A 15,844-nucleotide genomic window follows, 5' to 3' on the forward strand; every position below is an offset into this window, starting at 1 on the left:
CGCGAAACGCCAGACGTGAAGCAGAGATTCAGCACCGCCGCTGGAATCTGTCACCGACTGAGGGTTCCAACAGAGCCAAAAGTACATATCCTCGACGTATATTGGTGCGCCGTAGTTGAGGCAGAACGACGCACCTCTCCACAGCAGTTACCGACTAACCGGCATCACGTAAGCTGGTCGCCCACCTCACGCGCCGCTCGTTTGCCTGATTGAATGGCTCCCTCCATGTAGCCACACCACTGCGTCGCTGTTTCCGTCCCAGCCCAGTGGAGGCGCCCGACAGGTTCGCGGAGTACCTCGCCATACCCGGTCATCGTTCCCGGCGTCATGTTCCCAGCGTAACAGCCCGCCGACCACGGCTCGTTCGTCCACGCTTGTTCCACGTACTCAAGCGGTTCAGCGGCCTGGAGACCAAAAAACCGCGTGAAGTCCTCTAGCACATTCTCACGACGCTCGGAAGCGTCTCGTTCACTCCAGGTCCGTGCTGTGTTCGCTACGATGAAGCCGACCAAGGCTCCCCCTGTGCTGTCGGCGGGCGTATCATCGAAGATGAACCCGACTACACCGTCATCAACGAGCACGAAGCCCGAATATCCGTCGTTGCGCCAGAACGGTTCCTCGTAGGTCGCGACGCACTTGATCGTCGATCCCATCGGCATCCGCTGCGTGAGCGCATCCCGTCGGGCCGGAAGCGGGGGATCGTAAGCAATCCGTCCGGCGAGTGTCGGTGGAATGGCCACGATCACGTACGATTCAGCGTACGTCCCGGTATCAGCGTCGACGGCCACACCGGTGTCGTCCTGGGTGATGGCTCTGACAGGGGCTTCGAGATGAACGGCCTCGCCCAATTCGTCGGCCAACAGTTGGGAGAATTGCTGGGCGCCATCCACGATGCGGCGTTCCTGTGCACCCCCTTCCACGCTAGTAATCGGCTCGACACCGCCGGCGGCGTGGATGTAAAAGAGGAAATACAGAAACGATATGTCGGCTGGTTCCGCCGTAAACAAGGCTCGTACGACGGTATCGAAGGCCGCTCGGGCGGCCTCCGTCTCGAGAGTTTCGTCTTTCCATGATTCGACGGTCGTCGCGTCCCATTCCTTGGCCTTGGGCGCACTGTACGGTGCGTCAAGCGGAATTTGGTTTCGGAAGGTATCGATCTGACCGAATGCGTCCATCAGTTCCGACAGGGATTCCGCCGGAAGCGCTTGAAGCGTCTCATCGTGTTCCCTGACAGTACCCTCTACCGCGAGTTGGCCGTTCCCGTCGTCGTATTGGCGGACTGTTTCAAGGCCAAATTCTTCAATCAGTTCCTGCACGTGGTCCTGCGTGGGACCGATCCACTGACCACCGAGGTCGATCCGTTCCCCGTCGGCCAACTTGTAATCAAGTGTTCGACCACCAACACGGTCGCGGGCTTCGAGGACCGTGACGTTGTGATCGTCTCTCATCAGTTCCCGAGCCGCTGTGAGTCCTGCAAGTCCAGCACCGACGATGACAGCGCCACGGTCTTGGTTGCCCCGGGTAGTCATCTTACGATACCCCGTGTAGGTGTGGGCATTGTTTGTCCCTGATTGTCATCTGGTACCACCTCTCAAGAAGCCGTTCGACATAGCCAGTATTAAATCGGTATGTGTCCAGTCGACCACCGTACTGAACTCGTCCTCTGTAGTCAGCAAGCTCAATCTGCCACCTTCTACTGGAAGCCTTACCAACTGCTGCTCGTAGGGCACGCATCGGTTAGGAATGTCGGTGTAGAACTATCCCGTCTCCAGTGACGTTCGCGTCCTCTGTGGTCCATCTATCAGAACGACGGATGCGTAGTAACCGAAAATCGACCCGCCATGCTGAGTCCTACCCCGCTGGACGATGTCGCGTTTCTCGCCCGGTCGGCCCACCGTGTCGGAGTGCTCGAAATCCTCGCCGACGGTCCCATTACGCGCCGCGAACTTCACGACGAGACCGGCATCTCTCAGCCGACTCTCGGGCGTATCCTCGAACCCTTTCGGAATCGCAACTGGGTCGAACGCCGCGGGCAGGAATACGTCCTCACCGCGTGGGGGCACCTTCTCGCGGACGATTTCGGTGACCTGCTAAACACGGTTGAGAGCATCCAGCGTCTCAGCGACGTGGTCCAGCAACTCCCGATCGACGAGATGGACTTCGACATCAGGGAGTTCCGCGACGCCACTGTCACGAAACCGACGACCGGGGATGTGTTTCGTCACGTCCGTCGGGTGGAGGAGCTACTCTACAACGCCGATCACGTGGTTAACGTGACGCCGACTATCGCCCCGGGCAAGGTAGAGGAGTACGAACAACAACTGTCGCGTTTCCTTGACGGAAACCAGCGGGCCGAAGCCATCATCCCCGCCGAGGCGCTGAACACGGCGGAGGTCGCCGCTCACCTCGCAGCCACGGTCCGAGCTCCCCTCGAATCGGGGCGTGCAGCCGTCTACCTGTACGATGGGAATATTTCGACGCTTCTCGCCGTCGCAGACGGGATGGCCATGCTGGTACCGGTCGACGAGCAGGACGTCCCGGTCGCTCTCATCGAAACCGAGAACGCGACGATCCGGTCGTGGGTCGAGACAAAAATCGACGAATACCGCGAGAAGTCGACGGAGTTGACGATCGAGGACCTCCCAGAATAACCGCGGAGTTGCGAGAGGTGAAAGAGTTGCGCTAAGCATCATTATCCCCCCGGAACGCCATCTATTGTATGTGATGACGATACAGACCTCGCGAGCGGTCACTGAGGTACAGACGGACGCACACCACCGACAGGGGGGTGTCTGAGATGGCATCCGAACGCATCCGGGAGATGGGCGTGCGGACGCTCGCGCGGACGACGGGGTTCTACCTGTCGGTCCTCGTGTTCGTGTTCTTCTGGCTGCTGGCGTTCAACTTCCAGCTGTGGGCGGTGTTCGTGGGCTGGTTCGACCCGGAGCTATCGAGCACCATCCACTTCGTCCACAACATCGCGCTGGCGTCGTTCGTCTGGGTGTGGGGGCTGGCGATGCTGGCCCAGCTCTACCGGCCGGCGAAGCGCGTCACGGCGATGCAGGTCGCTGTGCTCCTCGTCCTCGCTGACGCGGGCGTCTCGGTGGTGGCCGGGGTGGCCACCGCTGAGTCGCTGCTGTTCTTCGGCCCCACCCTCCTGGCGGCGGCACTCCACCCCTCTCGCGGCGAGGTGTTCGGCTTCGCCCGCGTCTCCCGCGAGGATATCGACCCCGTCGTGCTCGCTGTCGCCGCCCTGGCCGTCGTGCCCGTGGGGCTGTACGTGCTCGGTCAGCTGAACCTTCAGGCTACCCTCGACGACTCGCACGTCGCGCTCACCCACTACTCCACCATGGGGTACTTCAGCGTCAGCATAATCGTGCTCGCGCTCCTGGCGGCCGTCCGTACGCGGGGTCGTCGGTTCCCGGCCTACGCCGCCGGCGTGATGGCGCTCGGGATCGCCGCCGCGTCGGTGTTCTACCCGACGGCGTCCGGGCTCGACCCCCTCTGGTCCGGGCTGGCGACGGTCTGGGCGCTCGCCATCGTTGGGGCCTACGAATGGTCGGTCCGGCGCGACACGGTGCGTTCGACCGCGACCGCACCAGAGCGTCCGAACGTATCACCTTAAACCACTACGAATCCACGAGACCATGCCCACGAATCCGAACTTCCTCGAACGGCTACTGCTGTTCCGACTGAACAGGGGCCCCGCCCCGCTTCTCGACCTGTTCGGTGCGGCGAGCTTCGAGGCGCTCACACTGGCACTCGACATGGAACTCCTCGACGCGCTCGACGGCGAGGGGCTCGCGCTGGAGGAGATCGCGGCCCGATTCGATGCCGACGATATCGGTATCCGAATCCTGCTCGACTTCCTCGCGGCACAGGGCTACGTCGTCGAGAGCGCCGGGCGCTACCGGAACACGGCGATGACGACGAAGTGGCTGACCACGGGCTCGGAGACGAACCTGGCGCCGTGGCTGTCCTTCTGGAACGAACTCGTGCTCCCCTTCTGGGAACGGCACCTCGAGCGCGCGGTCCTCGACGGGAAGCCGCCGATGACCATCTACGAGTGGTTCGACGAGGAACCGACGCGGTGGGAGACCGCCCAGGACGGGTTCCGGGCGGCTGCAGCCGTCGTGGTAGACGACATCACCGAACGGGTCGGCGTCCCCGACGGTGCATCGACACTTCTCGACGTCGGCGGCGGTCACGGCCTCTACGCGATCGAACTGTGTCGAGCACACCCCGACCTCACGGCTACCGTCTTCGACAATCCAGACGCGCTCGAAGCGGCTCGACGGGAGATTACGGCCGCGGGGGTCGAGGACCGAGTGACCACAGCCGCCGGCGATTACTGGACCGACGACCTCGGGAGCGGGTACGATATCGCGCTCGTCTTCAACGTCGTTCACGCTCACGACGACGCGGAGAACCGCCGGTTGCTGAGTCGCGTCAAAGAGGCCTTACGGCCGGGGGGCCGAATCGCCATCCTTGATCAGTTGGAGGGCTCTGCCCGGATGCCGGTCGGCAAATCGTTCCTCGGATTCGAGGGGTTGACCTATCTGTCTACGTTAGGGGCCAAAACGCACCCATACGAGGAGGTCGCCGAGTGGCTTCGATCGGCCGGATACGAGAACGTGACGCGTTCCACAATCCGTCTGGGAGGGCCGCGAAGTACACTCGTTCAGGCGACGAGGGCGAGGTGATCGGATGACTGTCCGAACTGACGGGGAGTCCGTCATCGAAACGGTTGCCGAAGGCTTCGAACCCGTACGAGAGGCGTTTGCGGAGAACTTCCGGACCCGAGACGAACTCGGGGCCGCCTGCGCCGTCTACTGTTGTGGCGAGCCAGTCGTCGGTCTCTGGGGTGGCTACCGGGACACTGCCTGCACGCACCAGTGGGCGGCCGACACGATGGTCCTCGTGGCTTCCGGGACGAAGGGGATGGCGGCGGCGGCCATCGCCGTCGCGCTCTCGCGGGGGCTGTTCGCGCTCGACGACCGAATCGCTGACCACTGGCCGGCGTTCGCCCAGCATGGGAAGGGCGAGGTCACGGTTCGCCAGTTGCTGAGTCACCAGGCGGGGCTCGCGACGCTCGACGGGCGTCTGTCGCCCGAACAGATCGCCGACACGGAGTTCCTCTCAGATCTGCTCGCAGCCAAGGAACTCGACTGGGAGCCCGGCACCCATCAGGGCTACCATACGTTTACACTGGGCTGGTACGCGAGTGAACTGCTCCGGCACACCGACGGGCGGACACTGGGCCAGTTCTTCGCCGAGGAAGTGGCCGAACCGCTCGGTCTCGAGTTTTACATCGGGCTCCCCGAGGACGTCTCAGACGGCCGCGTGGCTGACCTTGATGCCTTCGGACATCTGGATATGCTCCAGAACTTGCTCACGATGTCGCCCAGGTTCGTCCTGTCCTTTTTCAATCCGTGGTCGGTGACGAGTCGGGCACTGAACGTCCTCGCCACTAGGCAGCCGAGCGACCTCAACAGTCCAGCGTTTCGTGGGGTCGAGATTCCGTCGGCCAACGGCATCGGAACCGCCCGCTCAATGGCACGACTGTACGGCGACCTCGCGACGGGCGGCGAAGCGCTGGGTCTCGACGAGACCGTGTTCACGGAACTGAGCGCACCCCCTGTACCGCCATCAGGTGACCGGAAGGATGTCATCATCGGCATCGAGACGGCGTATGCGATGGGGTACTCGAAGCCATCGCCTGACTTCCGGTTCGGGACGTCCGACGCCGCGTTCGGCACGCCCGGTGCCGGCGGATCATTCGGATTCGCGGACCCCGACGCGGACCTGGGCTTCGCCTACACCCCGAACCGGATTGGCCCCCACCTGAAGGACGACCCCCAGGAGGTGGCACTCAGGGACGCTGTTTACGAGTGCATCGAATGTCGGGACTCGGAGACGGCTCCAATCCGCACCTGACGCAACTTTTCTGAACCACATACGAGGAGAGCGGCTCTGTTGAAATCCACAGTATCGGACAGTATCAACGTGACCAGCTCAGAGGCTGAGTTCAGCAGGAGATACAGTTATGCTATCAAACAGCGTACACCGACAGTTGGAGAGAATAGATGGCAATATCGAACGCGAACGTCGAGGCGAACCGAGCGATAATTGAGCGAGAGAACGACGAGATCAACACGGGAGGCTCCTTCGACTATATCGACGAGTTATACGCCGAGGAAGTTATCGTGAACATCACTCGAGCGGGGGCTGAGAAGCCGCTGGCGAGCCGCGAAGCCATCAAAAACCTTTACCAGGAGTGGAAAATTGCATTCCCCGATCTCCGTGTCGAGGTGGAGCACGAAGCAGCCGAGGGAGATATCGTGATGCAATACGTCACGATGCGCGGAACCCATAAGGGGGTATTCCGTGGTGTCGAGCCAACCGGAAACGAAATCGCCGTTCCTGCCTTCCATATGCGGCGGATCAAGGATGGGAAGATCGTTGAGACAGCGTCAACCTCCTCGTTCGGAACGCTTCTTCGACAGATCGGTGTCGAACTCCCGGTCGAGTCGTAACTGAATGCCCCGAGTCGAATCACTCGTCTTAGGGGTTCAATCAAAGCCCACGAAACGTATCGTCACTTGCTGTATTCGCGCTATAGTTCGGTCACGGCCACTTAGAATTGTCACGGGCTGAGGGTTTCAACAGAGCCATGAGAGCACGACTTCGGGTCCTGGGCTGAGGCTTGGCAGCACCGTAGCGGTGAACGATCCCCAGGCGACCCTTGTCGGAATCCCCATCATCTCCGACTCGTTCGTCACCGGTTGACTCGGCCTGGCTGATACCGCCGGCCATAGCACCTGCCCTACTCGTGATGGTCGCAGGCAAGTTGCTCACCCGGTTGTGACAACCGCGTCGTGGAAGCTGTGAATCGCGTCCATGAGTTCTTGGCGCTCTTGGTCAGGAAGTTCAAACGCCTGGTGGATTTCACCGAGGCTGTTTGGTCCAAATGCGCTAAGTACGGCCGATTGGATGGATTCTTGAGCATCTTGTGAGCAATATCTCGCAGTGCCTACGGTTTGTGAGTCCCAGCGTACGGTCTTTCGACAGATTGCGTGCCGATCATACACTGACTGGCCAGTATACAACTCAACGCCACTGTATGATCGCACTTCACTCGCTGGGTTAGAGTCGGACGTTCGTGTCGTCGCAGGGACGTGGTTCAAACACGAGGAACACGACTCGATAGAACAGTTCGTCTGTTCCCTTCCACTGGCCTACTTTCTCTTTAATGCGCACGACTGCTATGCAGGGTCGACACGTTACAATATCGAGACTCTCTTTCGCGTGTTCGTCCTGAAAGAGATCCACGGATGGACTCACGAGACAGCGCTCATCAAGTATCTCAATCACCGCCCTGAACTCTGTGGGCAACTGGGTTTGGAGACGGTTCCAGACCAATCGACCCTATGGCGCAGTTGGCACAAACGCTTCACGTCGGATCTCCGTGAGACAGTCAAGACAGCTGCTCGCACGATTCTCATCAGAGCCCAGAATGCGGGTGTCACGGTCCCGCGTGAACCGGATCGAAAGCTCCGGTACCATGACGACGAATCCGGTGAGTCAGAACCGGACGATCAAGTCATCTTGGAGGAAGCAGAGAAGATCACCGACCACGTTAATCGGGTTGTATTCCCAGCGTTCTCGCTCACTCGTGGTGAGGGTTGTGAGATTCACGAGAATGCGTACTGGGATTTGCAAACCTATCTGGGCCTTCGAGAGAATTTGGCCGCCAACGAAGGTGCTCGTAGCTTCATCCACGAGTCGACGCGTGACCGAACACCACTGGGACACGCCCACCGCGACCATCTTCGTAGCCTCTCGATAAAGCAAATTCGCGAGATGTACCGGCAGGCTATCCATTGGCTTCTGAACGAAGTTGCAGAGACAGAGCAGTTCTTTCGAGCTGGGATCATCGCAATCGACATTACCGAAGCGGATCCCTTCACCGGCGATCGAACCGGTCACGAGGAGGAGATTATCGGAACGAAGGAGAGGACTGACGAGTACGCCTACCAGTGGGCGACCGTCCAGTTGGTCGGCAATGCCGTCCCAATCGTGCTGGACGCACGCCCCGTCCGAAAGGGGGAGACACGACTGGAAATCGTTGAGGACTTGCTTGATTCGGCTGAGGACCTTGTGCACGTCGATAACGTGCTGATGGACCGGGAGTTCGACAGCCAGCATATCCTGGAGATGCTCAGCCATCGCGGACTCTCGTACGTCGTGCCCAAACGGATGCAAACCAGCGAGAAAGCCCAGGCAAAGCGGTTGCTCCAACGGAGTCAGGACCGCTACGAGACCGACCGGAAGCTCCACCTCGGCAAGAACGAATGGCACGAGACGACGCTGATCTATCGTCGAAAGGAGAACTCCGAACTCGAGGACCATCAGCAGTACTCAGTGTTCATGACGAACCGAGGCAGTGGGCACCTCACTGAGTATGGCTATCGGTGGGAAATCGAGAGCGGCTACAGGTCGATCAAGCGATTCATGGCCGCGACAACCTCGAAGAATTTCGTCCTACGGTTCTTCTACTTCGCGTTTGCGTGTCTGCTGTACTCAATCTGGCGAGCTGTCGATTTGTTCGTGCAGGTCGAGTTGACCGGCGAGTATGAGCACTCACCAGTGATTACAGCCGACAATACGCTGACGCTGCTGAAAAAGGAGACAGGAATCGGGTAGAGAGGTTCTCTGTTCGGGTTAGCGTGCCGTCTGAGTGGCTACGCTGCTGGAAGTCTCGAAAATTCGCCCATATGATTGCCAGTATGACAAGAGTGGCCGTTTGAGAGTGATCTCAGGTAATTTCCGCTGACCGAATCGGCAATATTCACGCATTACAGCCCCGCTAAACCCGCTGTAGTCTCAACTTCCACACCGATGCACTCCATATAGCAGCATACTATTTATAGAATTGGATTCTGACGGTAGACGACTCCAGCCTGCCGAATTCGACACATCAGACAGACGCACGATTACTATGTCTTAGTGTGAAAAGACACAGTAAATTCAAGTGGGTCCGCGCCATCGTGCCATCCGAGTCGATGACAACGCCACACACCAGGGGTTCAGGGGCCGATGACACCCTCGAAACGGCGATTCAAGCCCGTCTCGATAGTCTCGAGTCGGGCAACTACAGAGCCAACAATGAACTCGTCTTGGAGCAGTTCAGACAGTTCCTGGAACGCGACCGAGACGTCGCCCGGCTGCCAGAGCTAACAGTCCTGGATTGCAGACGGTACGCGCAGTGGCTTAGGACACGGGCGAAAGACGACGAAGACCCGTTAGCCGCCACCTCAGCTCACGCCAACGGTCCATATTTCACGATCGTCAGAGCGTTTCTCGGATGGTGTGTCGACGACGAACGAATCGAAACGAATCCAGCTCGCCCCAATCGAGTGAAAGAAGCCCTTCCGGAATATCGAGCTGACCACGACCGCCAGTTCTGGTCCCCGGAAGCGAGGGCAGAGATACTCGAGTACGTCGAGAACCGTGCTTACGAAGCACTGGACGATGCCGAGACTGACAAAGAGAAAGCGTTCAGGGACCGCGCTCTCGTGACAATGCTGGCCCTGACAGGTGCCCGGGGGGCAGAGCTCTTCGCTGACCCACGCGATGAATACCGGAACGGATTGACCTGGCAGGACGTGGACCTCCAGAACGGCGTTGCATTCGTGTTCGGGAAAACACGGGAACGACAGCCGATTCCGCTCATGGACAGGGTTTTGAAGTCGTTGGAACGCCAGTATTCGGTCCAGAATCCGCCAACCGACGACTGGCCGGTGTTTCGGACTCGACACCGCCCCTCTATCGCGACTGCTGTTCGCGAAGGGCTCGCTGGACAGGGGTTTTCACCGACCGAGATCGAAGAAAAACAGTCGAACAATACGAATACCGAACTCCTCCGAAAGTATAGTATAAATGCACCGGCCCTCTCTAAAAACGGTGCGAGAACGCTGATGAAGTCCCTCTCCGATCAGGCGGAGATATCGATAGACGGGGAGTATCTCAAGCCTCACGGTGGTCGGAGAAGTCTCGGAAGTCAACTGTACGAGCAGGATGCTGAATTAGCGCAGGAACTGCTTCGACACGAGTCTATCGAGACAACACATGAGTCGTATCGTAAACAGAATATTCGACACCAGCGCGAGCGGTTAGAAGATATCCTCCAACAGTAGCTCAGCAGGGACCGTCTCTGTAGTCTCGGTTTCGAACCGCTGCAGTAGATGGATCTGGTCGAGCCGGCCTCCAGAAGATTCAGTAAGAGGGTATATTCCAATCCACTATTCAAGTGAGTTGGATAGAATAGCCCGGAAGAACAGGTATTTTGTTTAACTAAATGACCTAACTATCCTACCCAGATAGTTTAGTTGGCTGTACGGTATATCTAAGTAGTATAGTTATACTTATTGACCAACCTTGATGGCTATTTTTCATAACTGGTCTAACCCGCCCAGATAGATGTACGAGACATTGTTACTGCACACCCGTTTGGAGAGGGAAACCGAGTTCGGCGAACTGAAACACTCATTAACCGAGTTCCGTCGAGCATCGAGTAGCCGACACACAAATTGTCAACTTCGGTTCAAGCCGAGTGACTACTGGAGCGTCGGCGTCGTAGTCGGATAGATTCGGAATGCGTTTGAGAAGTCCCCCGCGACCGAATCATCAACACACTTCGGATGCACGATCGGGTTCAAGAGTGGCAGGTGAGAGAGCCCAAGCGTGTCTGAGGAGATCACGGAAACACAGACTTGCCTGCTCAAGAAAGATTACTCACGCGAGGTTAATCGAAAACCGTATGTTGCTATACAGTATTCAACCCCGGAGTTCCCCAGAGTGTCGGATGGTAGGCCAAAATTGGGTGAATTGGCTCTGGTGAATCGCTAGACAGCGTCGGCTTCGATCGTCAGAACTAGAGAGATGAAGCGGGAAACCGCCGATGATCCATGTCGAAGATTTCCCGCTTCACGAGCAAAGCGGTTCAGTTAGCTAAAAATGCTGTCGGTGGCCGAGGCGAAGTCGCCGCCCCCGAAGGGGTGGCGGCTTCGCCGATTACGCCGTCGTATCGCTGCATTGTCTCCGGGTTTACTTGAAGAAGTCCTACCGAGAAACGTTGGATCTACTGAGCGAGATGCCACATATTCTTGGGGAGATCGGCCTTGAAGCGGCCGATCTCCCACATCACTCGACGCTAGTCAAATGGTTTGACAGGATCAAGACAACACTCTGGCGAGTGCTGCTGCGCCTGTCGGCGCAGCTGCACGACCCGAGCGGACACGCCGCTATTGACGCGACATTTTTCGACCGCGAAAACGCTAGCAAGCACTACTGTCGCCGGACGAATTACCGCGTTCAGACGCTCAAAACGACTGCGCTCGTCGATACAGAAAGCCACGCGATTCTGGACGTTCACTGCACGACCGAGAAACGCCACGACACACAGCTCGGCTGGCAGGTCGCCCTCCGAAACGCGGGCGACCTCGCCAGCCTCGCTGCGGACAAAGGCTATGACTGGATGGAGTTACGCGAGAAACTCCGCGAAGAAGGCGTAAGACCGCTGATCAAACACCGCGAGTTCCGGCCCATCGATCACGCGCACAACGCGCGGATCGATGGGCCTCGATACCGCCAACGAGCGATGTGTGAGACCGTCTTCTCGACGATCAAGCGCACGCTCGGCGACGCCGTGCGTGCGCGAAGCTGGTATGGTGAATTTCGTGAACTCGTCCTGATGTGTGCGGTTCACAACATCAGGCAGTCGCTGAACCAATGAAATCAAGCTACGTCTTTCGATTCACCACGGCCAAGGATAGTACTCGAACTCGCGGCTACATCCTTCTCTTGTACATATCGCCGTTTCCTTCGTGAGGGACTCACCATGCACCATAGAGTGGTGGACCCGCATGCCGCGCTCGGAGTTGAACCAGCTTGCCGGGTCGGATTCCGGGCACTCCGGATGCGGGCATGGGGTGGACATCATCTATTGTTGGTTCGTTCTGGTACTTAGTCTCAGGTGGGCAGGGTGAATGTACACGCGCGTATCCCCTTTCCAGAAATGCCCTAGAACCGCCGAGTGGGGACGGACTGATTCGAACAGCCATCTCCTGCTCTGGAGGCAGGTGTCGTACCATTTGACCACGTCCCCCTGCCACGGCGGGAGAGCGATTTGAACACTCGTGTCCTTGCGGACGCTGCGGTTCCAACGCAGTCCCTTGACCAAGCTAGGGAAACCCCGCCAACGGTGAGATGGAGAGTCGAACTCCGAAGCCTCGCGGCTCTCGGTTTCACACCGAGCGCGGTCGCCTATCCGTATGTCTCACCATCTCCGTCGGAACTTGCTCCGACAAGCCCGCCTCGCGTTTCTCACCGGGACACCGGAAGACGCGCATTACTCAGCTTCTGACCCTCACTACCGAGGCGAATGTGCTCATCAGCATCCAGTCACAGCAGGGATGGATGCTGGTCACTCGTTCCGTGGAAGTATGCGCCGTCCTCGGTGACGCAGATTTCGACGCTTCCAATCGTGTCGATAGACGTTGTTTCACCGAGCGGGACGTGACGGAACGCTTCCTCCTCGCAGGCAGGGCAGACATTCGTTGTCATGACGCCGCGACCCGGATTCGAACCGGGAGACCGATAGCAGACGGCCACGGCATAGCAGGCCGCTGGGTTCCCCAATACCCAGTCACGGCACAGTGAGCCGACGAGGATTCGAACCTCGGTCCTGTGCGCCCAAGGCACAGATCGTCGTCCGCTGGACCATCGCTCACTGGACCGCCGAGTGTTCGGCAGTTGATTATCTATCTGTACGACTTTCCAACTGCGCAACCGCGACCGAGTAGTCGTGGTTGCGCGTCTCATCGCGGGGGCGTACTTCGGGTGTTCCCGAGAATACCACACCGGCTCATGTAGGTTGCAGACCCTGCTGGGCCCAGCATCGACGGAACGATCCAGCTGATCGCACCAACGGGCTGCCTACCTCGATGGGTATCCCCACGCCACGCCACGCCACGCATCCACGCCGACGCCGGGGTTTGAACCCGGATCACGGCCGTGACAGGACCGTATGCTTGCCGGATTACACCACGTCGGCATGTCGCCCCGGCCGGAATCGAACCGGCGACCTCCGGATTCAAAGTCCGGCGTCCCTCGCCAGCGGAGACTCTGGGGCTCGACGTAGCCGCAGCTCTCGCTGCGGGGCTGTTGGCTAACGACTTCCGTACGCTCAGCGCGGACGAAGTCCGCTCGCTCCTGTATCGAACGATCGGAAACCAAGCAGCCGCGAGCCTGGCACCCCGCACTCGCATCAGGCTGTGTCCTGAGCGACTACTGGGCACAGGCAGGCGACAATCCCGTGTTCCCCGACCCGTGACGGGTAGTCCGTATGGGGGCCGAGTTATGCGGGTGAGAGTGTCCGGACGTCGCCGGATTGCGTCGAACTCTCGTATTCGAAGTCGACGTGGGTCCGGCGGTTTGCGCCCGGGCTCTTCGCACGCTGATCTTGTAGGCACTCGCCGAACACGGGACCCGCGGCTAAGCGAGAACGAGCACGCCGCGGGGTGAGGCGAGTGATGATCATCGTGGTGAACGCTCCCAGTTTGAGGGGTCTATCGGACGTCAGCCTGGAATATCGTGGCAATTGTATTAAAATTAGTCAGGGTGTGTTACCCACAGGCACGGCAGTCACACTTCAACAAGCGGTTGCGCACGACGTTCATTACTCTAGCATCGGCTGTCGTCGATAGCCGGACGCTGACCGGTGTTCTCCGTTGGACCCACAGAAACTATTTACACCAACCTGCTCTCTGTGGCGTATATGAGTGGCCGACCGTCGGTCCGGTGCTAGCCGGGAGCCCAGTCACACGGCGTGACTGACGGTTCTCGGTTGGATACCAATGACCGAGAATACCGACTCAAACGAATCTCAGAAGCCTGGGAGTGCAAACAGCGGGTATTCCAACCCCACCGAACAGCGATCATCCTCCGGATGCCAGTACAGTGGTGCTTCCCCGCCGTGCGATGCATGTGACACCACCCAGTACGACAAACTCCACGAAGTCTCTCTCGGTGAACGGGCATATGATGTGTGTGGTGATTGCCTCCAGCTCCTTGTTGACGATGTCGAGGAGTACCACTGGTGGGACCGCCTGACTGAAGCGCACTACAATCGCGCTGCGGAGTTTCTCCGCTCCTTCGATGCAGTCTGGTGCGTCAAAGATCAGGCGTACGCTGGCGGGGAACTGTGGGTCCACACGCCCTATTGCGATGCTGCAGTCGTCAGAGATGTGTGTGACCACTTTGGCTTTCAGATTCGCTGGTTTAGCGTTGTATACCCCGTTGACGATGGCTTCGAATGCGTCTCCGAGCACGGCCCCTGTGTCGAAATCAACCTCACGTTTACAGCCCACCGTTCGGATCCACTCCCGCTCGAATACGACACTCAGAATGACGTGACGTACTACGAGATCGAGTGGCTTGATGAGTATCGGCGCCTGTTCACGTCGCCTCCCGAGTAGTTCGGACTCGCAGATCGAATTGCCTCTCCAAAATACGGTTGCACAACCGTCCGACTATTTGACGACTCGATCTGAGCGCCAAGAGTCTGTATTCCACTCTCACCGATATGGTTATGAATACATCGGAGAGATTGGAATTTGTGAGAGGGAGCGGAGCTACGGGTTATCGACTGTTTGCGGGATCGGTCCTGCACGGTTGGCGAGTTAGCCAATGCAACGTTAAACCCAAATCGTGCGAGACTTTATCCGTCGGCAGAGCCAAGATTTGCCTGACCAATGAGTCTGGACGACGCGGTTGAGGAGGCTCTCGCAACATACGGGATGTCGCGGAGCGAAGAGGCCGAAGAAACCGGCCGGACGGTCGCGACGCTCCAAGACTAGCGCACGCCGCTTACTTGAGGGTCCGAATTTTCTCTGCGAACTCCGCCTTCGATAGCCCAGGGGCCTCCATCAGCTCGGGGTTGTCGGTGCGCTCAACTGCCTCTTCGACGAATTCGATCCAGAGCTCCTCGTGCGCTGTTGCGTAGACTGTTTTCGCTTCTGTAGGATACATATCCAGCTCGTATGCCGTCAGGTCGATCTGGACCTCGTGTTTCCGCTCAAGCGTTGTCGCTCCGAAGTCAGAGAGATGTTTGAGGAGCACATTCTTCCGACGAACCGTCAAGAGACGCTTTGACTCGTTAATATACTCGTTTACCCACTCCCGCCAGTCGTATGTCTCTGAGTCGATTTCCACGGAGGTTTCTGGCATCGAGAAATCGGGAGCAATCCGACGGAGGTAGAACTGAACCAGGGCAACAGCAGTCCGATGGTTCGCATTCGGAAGCGCGTGTTTGAGAATGAGATTTGAGGCGAGACGGCCTGCAACATCAGTCGCGCTGCCCTCCCACGATGTCCGGTTGAGCGCGTCTGGGAGTGCATCGATGTCGATGCTCTTGTACGCTTCAATGGGAACTCCTTCTTCTTCCTCGTTCTGGGCTATGAGCGCTTGATAGATCTCGAGGAGCCGGGCAACGATAGTACCGTTGTCAGCACCCATCTCTGAGAGTGCCTCGCCAAGATCGAATTCGAGATCGCCGACGTCCCCACCACCAACGCGGGAGGTATAGATACCGAAGAACTCGCTGTCAAGATCGTACTTGCGAACCTTCACCGCCACGTCATCGTCGTACTCGACAACCCTGGCAACGATCTCTGATGGAGCCTCGTGGACAAAATCAAGAGAGAACTGATTGTCGCCCGGATGGTGATAATAGACGTGACCCATCTACCTGATTCGCTGTACTTGGGGGAGCATCTTAATT

11 protein-coding genes, 5 tRNA genes and 1 pseudogene are annotated in these 15,844 nt (G+C 58.5%); 9 read left to right on the forward strand and 8 right to left on the reverse strand.

Annotated features, from left to right (window positions below):
• Nucleotides 1–164 precede the first annotated feature (164 nt).
• Complete coding sequence (locus tag P1L41_RS17690; protein ID WP_276298497.1) at nt 165–1,529, reverse strand: flavin monoamine oxidase family protein; 1,365 nt, start codon at nt 1,527–1,529, stop codon at nt 165–167.
• A gap of 312 nt (nt 1,530–1,841) precedes the next feature.
• Between P1L41_RS17690 and P1L41_RS17695 the strand changes: the two genes are divergently transcribed.
• The 8 genes and pseudogenes from P1L41_RS17695 to P1L41_RS17730 all read left to right on the forward strand — a co-directional run bounded on the left by P1L41_RS17695 (nt 1,842) and on the right by P1L41_RS17730 (nt 11,797).
• Complete coding sequence (locus tag P1L41_RS17695) at nt 1,842–2,651, forward strand: helix-turn-helix transcriptional regulator (protein ID WP_379789258.1); 810 nt, start codon at nt 1,842–1,844, stop codon at nt 2,649–2,651.
• 146 nt (nt 2,652–2,797) lie between these two features.
• Nucleotides 2,798–3,625 (forward strand): hypothetical protein, encoded by an 828-nt coding sequence (locus P1L41_RS17700; protein WP_276298499.1) that lies wholly within the window; start codon nt 2,798–2,800, stop codon nt 3,623–3,625.
• Between the two features lie 22 nt (nt 3,626–3,647).
• Nucleotides 3,648–4,703, forward strand: a complete 1,056-nt coding sequence (locus tag P1L41_RS17705; RefSeq protein WP_276298500.1) for a methyltransferase — start codon at nt 3,648–3,650, stop codon at nt 4,701–4,703.
• Nucleotides 4,704–4,707: 4 nt separating this feature from the next.
• Nucleotides 4,708–5,937: a serine hydrolase domain-containing protein gene (locus P1L41_RS17710; RefSeq protein WP_276298501.1), complete on the forward strand. Its 1,230-nt coding sequence runs from the start codon at nt 4,708–4,710 to the stop codon at nt 5,935–5,937.
• 149 nt (nt 5,938–6,086) lie between these two features.
• On the forward strand, nt 6,087–6,536 hold the full coding sequence (locus P1L41_RS17715; protein WP_276298502.1) for an ester cyclase: 450 nt from the start codon (nt 6,087–6,089) through the stop codon (nt 6,534–6,536).
• A gap of 493 nt (nt 6,537–7,029) precedes the next feature.
• Nucleotides 7,030–8,706 (forward strand): transposase, encoded by a 1,677-nt coding sequence (locus P1L41_RS17720; protein WP_276298503.1) that lies wholly within the window; start codon nt 7,030–7,032, stop codon nt 8,704–8,706.
• A gap of 359 nt (nt 8,707–9,065) precedes the next feature.
• Nucleotides 9,066–10,199, forward strand: coding sequence for a tyrosine-type recombinase/integrase (locus tag P1L41_RS17725; RefSeq protein ID WP_276298504.1), 1,134 nt, complete (start codon nt 9,066–9,068; stop codon nt 10,197–10,199).
• A 771-nt stretch (nt 10,200–10,970) separates the two neighbouring features.
• Nucleotides 10,971–11,797 (forward strand): annotated as a pseudogene (locus P1L41_RS17730) (IS5 family transposase).
• 301 nt (nt 11,798–12,098) lie between these two features.
• On the opposite strand, the gene P1L41_RS17735 reads toward P1L41_RS17730, so the two are convergent.
• From P1L41_RS17735 to P1L41_RS17760, 6 genes are all read right to left on the reverse strand, one after another.
• Nucleotides 12,099–12,169, reverse strand: a tRNA-Trp gene (locus P1L41_RS17735).
• Nucleotides 12,170–12,175: 6 nt separating this feature from the next.
• Nucleotides 12,176–12,261, reverse strand: a tRNA-Ser gene (locus P1L41_RS17740).
• 204 nt (nt 12,262–12,465) lie between these two features.
• The gene (locus P1L41_RS17745) at nt 12,466–12,627 is read right to left on the reverse strand and encodes a hypothetical protein (protein ID WP_276298505.1); all 162 of its coding nucleotides are present in this window, start codon (nt 12,625–12,627) and stop codon (nt 12,466–12,468) included.
• A 2-nt stretch (nt 12,628–12,629) separates the two neighbouring features.
• Nucleotides 12,630–12,716, reverse strand: a tRNA-Ser gene (locus tag P1L41_RS17750).
• A gap of 4 nt (nt 12,717–12,720) precedes the next feature.
• A tRNA-Pro gene (locus P1L41_RS17755) sits at nt 12,721–12,792 on the reverse strand.
• A gap of 251 nt (nt 12,793–13,043) precedes the next feature.
• Nucleotides 13,044–13,117: transfer RNA gene (locus tag P1L41_RS17760), tRNA-Asp, on the reverse strand.
• Nucleotides 13,118–13,919: 802 nt separating this feature from the next.
• On the opposite strand from P1L41_RS17760, the gene P1L41_RS17765 reads away from it, so the two are divergent.
• Complete coding sequence (locus tag P1L41_RS17765) at nt 13,920–14,540, forward strand: hypothetical protein (protein ID WP_276298506.1); 621 nt, start codon at nt 13,920–13,922, stop codon at nt 14,538–14,540.
• Nucleotides 14,541–14,931: 391 nt separating this feature from the next.
• Here P1L41_RS17765 and P1L41_RS17770 read toward each other — a convergent pair whose 3' ends face one another.
• Nucleotides 14,932–15,807, reverse strand: a complete 876-nt coding sequence (locus P1L41_RS17770) for a DUF8172 family protein (protein ID WP_276298507.1) — start codon at nt 15,805–15,807, stop codon at nt 14,932–14,934.
• Nucleotides 15,808–15,844: the final 37 nt, after the last annotated feature.

The sequence above is a fragment of the Haloarcula ordinaria genome (genome assembly GCF_029338275.1).
GTDB classification, from domain to species: Archaea; Halobacteriota; Halobacteria; order Halobacteriales; family Haloarculaceae; genus Haloarcula; species Haloarcula ordinaria.

What these genes read in the sequence shown, in the direction of transcription:
- P1L41_RS17745 (WP_276298505.1), bottom strand. Translation starts at nt 12,627, where the DNA reads ATGACAACGAATGTCTGCCCTGCCTGCGAGGAGGAAGCGTTCCGTCAC.
- P1L41_RS17765 (WP_276298506.1), top strand. Translation starts at nt 13,920, where the DNA reads ATGACCGAGAATACCGACTCAAACGAATCTCAGAAGCCTGGGAGTGCA.
- P1L41_RS17690 (WP_276298497.1), bottom strand. Translation starts at nt 1,529, where the DNA reads ATGACTACCCGGGGCAACCAAGACCGTGGCGCTGTCATCGTCGGTGCT.
- P1L41_RS17725 (WP_276298504.1), top strand. Translation starts at nt 9,066, where the DNA reads ATGACAACGCCACACACCAGGGGTTCAGGGGCCGATGACACCCTCGAA.
- P1L41_RS17715 (WP_276298502.1), top strand. Translation starts at nt 6,087, where the DNA reads ATGGCAATATCGAACGCGAACGTCGAGGCGAACCGAGCGATAATTGAG.
- P1L41_RS17700 (WP_276298499.1), top strand. Translation starts at nt 2,798, where the DNA reads ATGGCATCCGAACGCATCCGGGAGATGGGCGTGCGGACGCTCGCGCGG.
- P1L41_RS17770 (WP_276298507.1), bottom strand. Translation starts at nt 15,807, where the DNA reads ATGGGTCACGTCTATTATCACCATCCGGGCGACAATCAGTTCTCTCTT.
- P1L41_RS17705 (WP_276298500.1), top strand. Translation starts at nt 3,648, where the DNA reads ATGCCCACGAATCCGAACTTCCTCGAACGGCTACTGCTGTTCCGACTG.
- P1L41_RS17695 (WP_379789258.1), top strand. Translation starts at nt 1,842, where the DNA reads ATGCTGAGTCCTACCCCGCTGGACGATGTCGCGTTTCTCGCCCGGTCG.
- P1L41_RS17710 (WP_276298501.1), top strand. Translation starts at nt 4,708, where the DNA reads ATGACTGTCCGAACTGACGGGGAGTCCGTCATCGAAACGGTTGCCGAA.